The following is a 6288-nucleotide window of genomic DNA, read 5'->3' as shown; positions in this document are numbered from 1 at the left end:
TTCGCCGACTTCGGCTTCTTCGTCGACTCGTCCTCGTCGTCCTCGCCGAACGCCATGTTCAGCATGGCGACGTTCTCCTGGCCGAGCTGCTGGAACAGCGGCTCGTTGCCCAGGCGGCGGGGGGAGTCACCGGTGCACTTCTCGTCGCCGCCCATGATCGCGAACTTGACGCCCGCGATGTGCAGCAGCTCGGCGAAGGCCTTGGTGGTCTTCTTGGCGCGGTCCTCCAGGGCGCCGGCGCAGCCGACCCAGTAGAGGTAGTCGACCTCGGACAGGTCCTCGACGTCCTTGCCGACGATCGGGACCTCGAAGTCGACCTCCTTGGTCCACTCGACGCGCTGCTTCTTGGCCAGGCCCCAGGGGTTGCCCTTCTTCTCCAGGTTCTTCAGCATCGTGCCGGCCTCCGACGGGAAGGCGGACTCGATCATGACCTGGTAGCGGCGCATGTCGACGATGTGGTCGATGTGCTCGATGTCGACCGGGCACTGCTCGACGCAGGCGCCGCAGGTGGTGCAGGACCACAGGACGTCGGGGTCGATGACGCCGTTCTCCTCGACGGTGCCGATCAGCGGGCGCTCGGCCTCGGCGAGGGCCGCGGCGGGCACGTCCTTGAGCTGCTCGGCCGTGGCCTTCTCGTTGCCCTCCATGTCCTTGCCGCCGCCCGCGAGGAGGTACGGCGCCTTGGCGTGCGCGTGGTCGCGCAGCGACATGATCAGGAGCTTGGGGGAGAGCGGCTTGCCGGTGTTCCAGGCGGGGCACTGCGACTGGCAGCGGCCGCACTCGGTGCAGGTGGAGAAGTCGAGGAGGCCCTTCCAGGAGAACTGCTCGACCTGGGAGACGCCGTAGACGTCGTCCTCGCCCGGGTCCTCGAAGTCGACCGGCTTGCCGCCGGTCGTCATCGGCTGGAGCGCGCCGAGCGCGGTGGCGCCGTCGGCGTTGCGCTTGAACCAGATGTTCGGGAAGCCGAGGAAGCGGTGCCAGGCGACGCCCATGTTGGTGTTCAGCGAGACCACGATCATCCAGATGAACGAGGTGCTGATCTTCACCATGGCGGTGAAGTAGATGAGCGTCTGGAGGGTGGAGAGGGACAGGCCCTTGAAGAGCAGGACGAGCGGGTACGAGGCGAAGTACGCGGCCTCGTAGCCCTCGACGTGGTGGATCGCGCCCTCCAGGCCGCGGAGCACGTAGATCGCGAGGCCGATGGTGAGGATCACGTACTCGACGAAGTACGCCTGGCCGGCCTTGGAGCCGGCGAAGCGGGACTTGCGTCCGGCGCGGCCCGGGAGGCTCAGCAGGCGGATGACGATCAGGACGGCGATGCCGAGGATCGTCATGACGCCGATGAACTCGATGTAGAGCTCGAAGGGCAGGAAGCCGCCGATGACCGGCAGCGTCCAGTCGGCCTGGAAGAGCTGGCCGAAGGCCTGCGCGAGGGTCGGCGGCAGTGTCAGGAAGCCGACCGCGACGAACCAGTGGGCGAAGCCGACGATGCCCCAGCGGTTCATCCGGGTGTGGCCCAGGAATTCCCGGACCAGGGTGACGCTGCGCTGGTAGGGGTTGTCCGTGCGGGTGCCGGCCGGGACCGGCTGTCCGAGCTTGAAGTACTTGACGAACTGGCCGATGGCGCGAGCGAGCAGGGCAACGCCGACCACGGTCAGCGTCAGCGACACGATGATCGCGGCGAGTTGCATGACGGGCTCCTCGGGCGGGCCTGGGGCGCGGTCGGCGCGGCCTGTGCTCGCCTCGCCCTCGCCCTGAGCCTACTAAGCGGTAACTTAATTAGTCCGTGCTGAGATTACCGGTTCCCGGCGCCGCGCTGTAGCGGCCCTCGCGGTGATCTGTGTCGCTCAGGCAAGCCTTGCCGCGCGGGCGGAGGCGCGACGGAGACGACGTCGGCGGACTGCTGGAAGCGTACGCGCCAGAACGGCCAGATCCATGCCGAGCCAGTGGTGGTCCACATAGTGGAGGTCCAGCAGCTCGCGCTCCTCCCAGGGCAGGTCGGAGCGGCCGCTGATCTGCCACGGGCCGGTCAGCCCCGGTCGGACCGAGAGCCGGCGCCGCGCCTCGCCCGTGCACTCCCGGTGGGTGGGGGAGAGCGGGCACGGCCCGACGAGCGACATCTGGCCCCGTACGACGTGCAGCAGCAGCGGCAGCGCGGCCAGCGGGCTCCGGGTGCGCAGGGTCAGCATCGTGAAGGGCCGGCCGTCCCGCCCCGCCACCGTGCGGCGGCGCAGGGCGGGGCCCTCCTGGGCGAGCGCGAGGGAGAGGACGGCCGCGCCGAGCAGCGGCGAGAGGAGCAGCAGCAGCGCCGTACCGCCCAGCAGGTCGAAGCCGCGCTTGAGGTCGGCCCCGCGATGGTTCGCCGTCATGCCCCGGTCCCCTCCGCCTGAGATCATGGGATGTTCGTGGGATATGCCTGCTCTGCCTGCTTTGCCCGACAAGGGGCACCAGGACTCTGCCACTTCCCCCGCCGCGCGTCAGGTAGCGACGCGCCCCGCGCGTCTCTTTGAGCGACCGGAACGGCGAAGAGTTGAGCGCCCTCGACTCAGGTCTGTTGACGCCCCGCGTTCCGTCATGCATCCTTGAGTCAGTTCCACTCAAGTCAGTCAGCTGGAGGAATCGAAATGGCACGTGCGGTCGGCATCGACCTGGGTACGACTAACTCCGTCGTCAGCGTTCTGGAAGGCGGCGAGCCCACCGTCATCACCAACGCCGAGGGCGCCAGGACCACGCCGTCCGTCGTCGCCTTCGCCAAGAACGGCGAGGTGCTCGTCGGCGAGGTCGCCAAGCGCCAGGCGGTCACCAACGTGGACCGGACCATCCGGTCCGTGAAGCGCCACATGGGCACCGACTGGAAGATCGAGCTGGACGGGAAGAACTTCAACCCGCAGCAGATGTCCGCCTTCATCCTCCAGAAGCTGAAGCGCGACGCCGAGGCCTACCTGGGCGAGAAGGTCACCGACGCGGTCATCACCGTCCCGGCGTACTTCAACGACTCCGAGCGCCAGGCCACCAAGGAGGCCGGCGAGATCGCGGGCCTCAACGTCCTGCGCATCGTCAACGAGCCGACCGCGGCCGCCCTGGCCTACGGCCTCGACAAGGACGACCAGACGATCCTCGTCTTCGACCTCGGTGGCGGCACCTTCGACGTGTCCCTCCTGGAGATCGGCGACGGCGTCGTCGAGGTGAAGGCCACCAACGGTGACAACCACCTCGGTGGCGACGACTGGGACCAGCGCGTCGTCGACTACCTGGTGACCCAGTTCAAGAACGGTCACGGCGTCGACCTGGCCCTCGACAAGATGGCGCTCCAGCGCCTGCGCGAGGCGGCCGAGAAGGCGAAGATCGAGCTCTCCTCCTCGACCGAGACCTCCATCAACCTCCCCTACATCACGGCCTCCGCCGAGGGCCCGCTGCACCTGGACGAGAAGCTCACGCGCGCCCAGTTCCAGCAGCTCACCTCGGACCTCCTGGAGCGCTGCAAGGTCCCGTTCCACAACGTCATCAAGGACGCGGGCATCGCCCTCTCCGAGATCGACCACGTGGTCCTGGTCGGCGGCTCGACCCGCATGCCGGCCGTCGCCGAGCTCGTCAAGGAGCTGACCGGTGGCAACGAGGCCAACAAGGGCGTGAACCCGGACGAGGTCGTCGCCATCGGCGCCGTCCTCCAGGCCGGTGTCCTCAAGGGCGAGGTCAAGGACGTCCTGCTCCTCGACGTGACCCCGCTGTCCCTCGGCATCGAGACCAAGGGCGGCATCATGACCAAGCTCATCGAGCGCAACACCACGATCCCGACCAAGCGGTCCGAGATCTTCACGACGGCCGAGGACAACCAGCCGTCCGTGCAGATCCAGGTCTACCAGGGCGAGCGCGAGATCGCGGCGTACAACAAGAAGCTCGGCATGTTCGAGCTGACCGGCCTCCCGCCGGCCCCGCGCGGCGTCCCGCAGATCGAGGTCGCCTTCGACATCGACGCCAACGGCATCATGCACGTGACCGCGAAGGACCTGGGCACGGGCAAGGAGCAGAAGATGACCGTCACCGGCGGCTCCTCGCTGCCGAAGGACGAGGTCGACCGGATGCGCCAGGAGGCCGAGCAGTACGCGGAGGAGGACCACCGCCGCCGCGAGGCCGCCGAGTCCCGCAACCAGGGCGAGCAGCTCGTCTACCAGACCGAGAAGTTCCTCAAGGACAACGAGGACAAGGTCCCGGGCGACGTGAAGTCCGAGGTCGAGGCCGCTCTCGCCGAGCTGAAGGAGAAGCTCAAGGGCGAGGACTCCGCCGAGATCCGCACCGCCACCGAGAAGGTCGCGGCCGTCTCGCAGAAGCTCGGCCAGGCCATGTACGCGGACGCCCAGGCCGCCCAGGCCGGCGCCCCCGCCGGCGAGGCGAAGGCCGACGACGACGTCGTCGACGCCGAGATCGTCGACGACGAGCCCAAGAAGGACGGCCAGGCGTGAGCGAGGAGACTCCGGGCTTCGAGGAGAAGCCCGACGTCCCCTCCGGCGACGCCGCCGAGGCCGCCGAGTCCCCCGAGGACGCGGCGGCCCCGGCCGGGGACGTGACGGACACTGCTCTCCTGGCCCAGCTGGACCAGGCCCGCACGGCGCTCTCCGAGCGCACCGCGGACCTCCAGCGGCTCCAGGCCGAGTACCAGAACTACCGGCGCCGGGTCGAGCGGGACCGGGTCACGGTCAAGGAGATCGCCGTGGCGAGCCTCCTGACCGAGCTCCTCCCGGTCCTCGACGACATCGGCCGGGCCCGGGAGCACGGCGAGGTCGTGGGCGGCTTCAAGTCGGTCGCCGAGTCGCTGGAGACCGTCGTCGCCAAGATGGGGCTCCAGCAGTTCGGCAAGGAGGGCGAGCCCTTCGACCCGACGATCCACGAGGCCCTGATGCACTCGTACGCGCCGGACGTCACCGAGACGACCTGCGTGGCGATCCTGCAGCCGGGGTACCGGATCGGCGAGCGGACCGTCCGGCCCGCCCGCGTGGCCGTCGCCGAGCCCCAGCCGGGCGCCCAGGCGAAGGCCGAGGAGTCGGAAGACTCCGCCGAGAAGGACAGCGAGTAAGCAGCCACACCCGCGCGCGGGAGGAGGGACGTCGATGAGCACGAAGGACTTCGTCGAGAAGGACTACTACAAGGTCCTCGGCGTCCCCAAGGACGCCACCGAGGCCGAGATCAAGAAGGCGTACCGGAAGCTCGCCCGCGAGAACCACCCGGACGCCAACAAGGGCGACACCAAGGCCGAGGAGCGCTTCAAGGAGATCTCCGAGGCGAACGACGTCCTCGGCGACCCCAAGAAGCGCAAGGAGTACGACGAGGCGCGCGCCCTCTTCGGGAACGGCGGCTTCAGGGCCGGCGGCCCCGGGGGCGGCGGCTCGTTCAACTTCGACCTGGGCGACCTCTTCGGGGGCGGCGCCCAGGGCGGGGCCGGCGGCTTCGGCGGCGGTGGCGGCATCGGGGACGTCTTCGGCGGCCTGTTCAACCGCGGCGGCGGCGCGGGTGCCCGCACCCAGCCCCGGCGCGGCCAGGACATCGAGTCCGAGGTGACGCTCAGCTTCACCGAGGCCATCGAGGGCGCGACCGTGCCCCTGCGGATGTCCAGCCAGCAGCCCTGCACGGCCTGCTCCGGCACCGGCGACAAGAACGGCACCCCCCGGGTGTGCCCCACCTGCGTCGGCACCGGCCAGGTCTCGCGCGGCAGCGGCGGCGGCTTCTCTCTCACCGACCCGTGCGTGGACTGCAAGGGCCGCGGCCTCATCGCCGAGAACCCCTGCGAGGTCTGCAAGGGCTCCGGCCGGGCCAAGTCCTCGCGGACCATGCAGGTCCGGATCCCGGCGGGCGTCTCCGACGGCCAGAAGATCCGGCTGCGCGGCAAGGGCGCCCCGGGCGAGCGCGGCGGACCCCACGGCGACCTGTTCGTCGTCGTGCACGTCGACGCCCACCCGGTCTTCGGGCGCAAGGACGACAACCTCACCGTCACCGTGCCGGTCTCCTTCACGGAGGCCGCGCTCGGCGGCGAGATCAGGGTCCCGACCCTCGGCGGCCCCGCGGTCACTCTCAAGCTGCCCGCGGGCACCCCGAACGGCCGGACCATGCGCGCCCGGGGCAAGGGCGCGGTCCGCAAGGACGGCACGCGCGGCGACCTGCTGGTGACGATCGAGGTCGCGGTGCCGGCGGAGCTGGACGACAAGGCCCGCGAGGCCCTGGAGACCTACCGCGAGGCGACCGCCTCGACGGACCCCAGGGCGGAGCTGTTCCAGGCGGCGAAGGGAGCGTGACGCG

Annotated in this window: 5 protein-coding genes; 3 read left to right on the top strand and 2 right to left on the bottom strand. The window is 69.8% G+C overall.

Annotated features, from left to right (window positions below; genetic code table 11):
- Both ACF1ED_RS28595 and ACF1ED_RS28590 read right to left on the bottom strand, forming a co-directional pair.
- A partial coding sequence (locus ACF1ED_RS28595) for a (Fe-S)-binding protein (protein WP_391765246.1) occupies nucleotides 1-1691 on the bottom strand: 1691 nt, incomplete at its 3' end.
- A gap of 156 nt (nucleotides 1692-1847) precedes the next feature.
- Entirely contained in the window at nucleotides 1848-2369 is a 522-nt protein-coding gene (locus ACF1ED_RS28590) for a sugar transferase (protein ID WP_391765244.1), read from the bottom strand.
- A 255-nt stretch (nucleotides 2370-2624) separates the two neighbouring features.
- On the opposite strand from ACF1ED_RS28590, the gene dnaK reads away from it, so the two are divergent.
- The 3 genes from dnaK to dnaJ are packed head-to-tail and all read left to right on the top strand — an operon-like array spanning nucleotide 2625 to nucleotide 6284.
- Nucleotides 2625-4460 carry a molecular chaperone DnaK gene (dnaK, locus tag ACF1ED_RS28585; protein WP_043221304.1) on the top strand — a complete coding sequence of 612 codons (1836 nt, stop codon included), beginning with the start codon at nucleotides 2625-2627 and terminating at the stop codon, nucleotides 4458-4460.
- The gene (gene grpE / locus ACF1ED_RS28580) at nucleotides 4457-5071 is read left to right on the top strand and encodes a nucleotide exchange factor GrpE (protein ID WP_391765242.1); all 615 of its coding nucleotides are present in this window, start codon (nucleotides 4457-4459) and stop codon (nucleotides 5069-5071) included. Before dnaK ends, grpE begins: the two co-directional genes overlap by 4 nt.
- 34 nt (nucleotides 5072-5105) lie before the next feature.
- Nucleotides 5106-6284 carry a molecular chaperone DnaJ gene (gene dnaJ / locus ACF1ED_RS28575; protein WP_391765240.1) on the top strand — a complete coding sequence of 393 codons (1179 nt, stop codon included), beginning with the start codon at nucleotides 5106-5108 and terminating at the stop codon, nucleotides 6282-6284.
- The last annotated feature ends 4 nt before the right edge of the window (nucleotides 6285-6288 follow it).

This window comes from Streptomyces sp. NPDC014656, assembly GCF_043084305.1.
Lineage (GTDB): Bacteria > Actinomycetota > Actinomycetes > Streptomycetales > Streptomycetaceae > Streptomyces.
Note: the sequence above shows the minus strand (reverse complement) of the source record. Positions and strands in the feature narration are given on the sequence as shown.

What these genes read in the sequence shown, in the direction of transcription:
- ACF1ED_RS28590 (WP_391765244.1), bottom strand. Translation starts at nt 2,369, where the DNA reads ATGACGGCGAACCATCGCGGGGCCGACCTCAAGCGCGGCTTCGACCTG.
- dnaK (WP_043221304.1), top strand. Translation starts at nt 2,625, where the DNA reads ATGGCACGTGCGGTCGGCATCGACCTGGGTACGACTAACTCCGTCGTC.
- dnaJ (WP_391765240.1), top strand. Translation starts at nt 5,106, where the DNA reads ATGAGCACGAAGGACTTCGTCGAGAAGGACTACTACAAGGTCCTCGGC.